2 protein-coding genes are annotated in these 1,937 nt (G+C 51.6%); both read right to left on the bottom strand.

The features are described from left to right. Positions 1-359 precede the first annotated feature (359 nt). On the bottom strand, positions 360-1,592 hold the full coding sequence (locus ACOCD2_RS18045) for a restriction endonuclease subunit S (RefSeq protein WP_419625857.1): 1,233 nt from the start codon (positions 1,590-1,592) through the stop codon (positions 360-362). Continuing rightward, the coding region (locus ACOCD2_RS18040) for a type I restriction endonuclease subunit R, EcoR124 family (RefSeq protein ID WP_419625856.1) at positions 1,582-1,937 on the bottom strand (356 nt) is incomplete at its 5' end. The genes ACOCD2_RS18040 and ACOCD2_RS18045, both read right to left, overlap by 11 nt.

Genomic DNA, 1,937 nt, shown 5'->3' with positions numbered 1-1,937 from the left:
CCGGGGTGGTTTTTTGGCAGGTCAGCAGCGTCCCGTGAGGCACGGCGACAAACGAAGCGCGGCCTGGCGGCGGCACGCCATGATGGATGGCCTGCCGGAATCCTCGCAAAAAGCAGGGGATGTCGGCGTGTCCGCCGACCAATATAACCTTTGTTGTGTATCGCCATTATCGTTTTATGCAACACAAGGCAGTTTGTCGTCCCCTGGCGATACACAAGGACGTTCATGGCGCCTCCCTGCCCTCCGCGATATTGATCATCCTCGGGATGCTCAGAATGGCTGGCCTGCGTTACCTGCGGCAACAGAGCCTTGCCGTCCAGATCAGAGCGAAGGAGACTGTTCGGCACAGAAGGTTGCATCTATGCCACATCCTGCGGGAAAAGCTGCTGCATCAGGCCTTTCTTGAGGTTCTTGAGGGCGTCGAGCTTGTGCGACTCCAGCCCGATCACCTCATCAAGGGAGGAGAGGCAGTGGGCGATTTTTTGTTGTTCATCTGCCTTGGTTGGCACAGGGATCTTGATTGATGAAAAGGCTGGAAATTTCAAACTCCAAGTATCAGATGTAACACCCTGTGAATATCGAGAGAATTTTTCAATATTTTCAGTATGTTTGAAGTAATATGCCCAAAAAAATGGTTTCTGAGTACTGATAGGTGTTATTACTGTATATGCTGGACTAACAATCCCCTGCCATTGAGATACACCACTTGCACCTTGCCACATTCTCATTGAGTTATAAACGATATCGTTAGGGTAAACATTCTTGTAGTTTGACAAGTCAGAGCTAGCGTTGTTTTTTCGGTCCAACTGTGATGTTTTTACAACGCCTTCAGACATTGTCACTGACAATAACTCTAAACTAGAACTGTCTCGCTCGGTCCTTTCTTGAAAGATCTCCCCCAACCGCTTCACCTCCCACGCCCCCGCCTCCCGAAAGTCGGGAAAGCGCAGGCGGGGTGTGGTTTCGCCCTCGGCGGGGAAGAGCTGCTGCATCAGGCCCTTCTTGTGCTGTTTCAGGGCCTGGACCTTTTTGGCTTGCAGCCCGATCACCTCATCAAGGGAGGAGAGGCAGTGGGCGATTTTTTGTTGTTCATCTGTTCTAGGTACTACCACCTGTATTTTAGAAAGGTCGGAAGAGTTGATTGCTGGATAATTTGATCCGGTACACCGCGATAACACCTTGTTTATGAGACTGTCAGTGTGTATTAGTTGGAATAAAAAATTTTCCGAATCATGGGCTCTAAATTGCGCATATCCCGTCGAAGCAACATATCTGTTCCCGTCACTAAGGTCGAAAAGATAATTGTTTTTCTGATACGGCCTCACAGTTTGATATATCACATCTCCACTTTCCAATACCCTTTGGGCACGGCTTGGTGCCCCTTCCTTAGATATTTTCTGTTTTTTGACTAGCTGGCCAGCAACAACAGACTCTAAATCAATGTATATGAAGTTATCCGGCAGATCCCCTGTAGAGGGGTTTATTTCACAAACTTCCCCCAACCGCTTCACCTCCCACGCCCCCGCCTCCCGAAACTCAGGAAAGCGCAGGCGGGGCACCAGAGGCTTTTTCTTGTCGCTTTTACCGCTCATACACTTCCAGCCCTGAAATTTCCTGGCCTTCGGCCTGCTTGCGCAGCAGGGGCGTGAGGTCATCCATCAGCTCCAACTCCTTTTGGGCCCGCACCTTCCAGCCCAGCCCCAGGGGGCGGAGCAGTTCGGTCAGCGCATCAGGGTCGAAGATTCTACGGCTCAGGATACTGTCGATGAAGCCTTGCAGGGCATCAGGACTGAGACCGTGCTTTTCGGCGATGACGGCCAGTTCCCGGGCGTTCTTCTCCGCCTTGAAGCACTCGTAACCCTCGCGGATGGCCTGCTCGTCCAGCCCCTTGCCTTCCGTGAGGGTGTTGATGTACTCGACCATGTCCTCGCGCTCGT

Origin of the sequence: Thiolapillus sp., from assembly GCF_048562965.1 — a bacterium.
Lineage (GTDB): Bacteria > Pseudomonadota > Gammaproteobacteria > Chromatiales > Chromatiaceae > Thiolapillus > Thiolapillus brandeum_A.
Note: the sequence above shows the minus strand (reverse complement) of the source record. Positions and strands in the feature narration are given on the sequence as shown.

Coding starts and splice junctions, on each gene's coding strand:
- ACOCD2_RS18045 (WP_419625857.1), bottom strand. CDS start 1,592: ATGAGCGGTAAAAGCGACAAGAAAAAGCCTCTGGTGCCCCGCCTGCGC.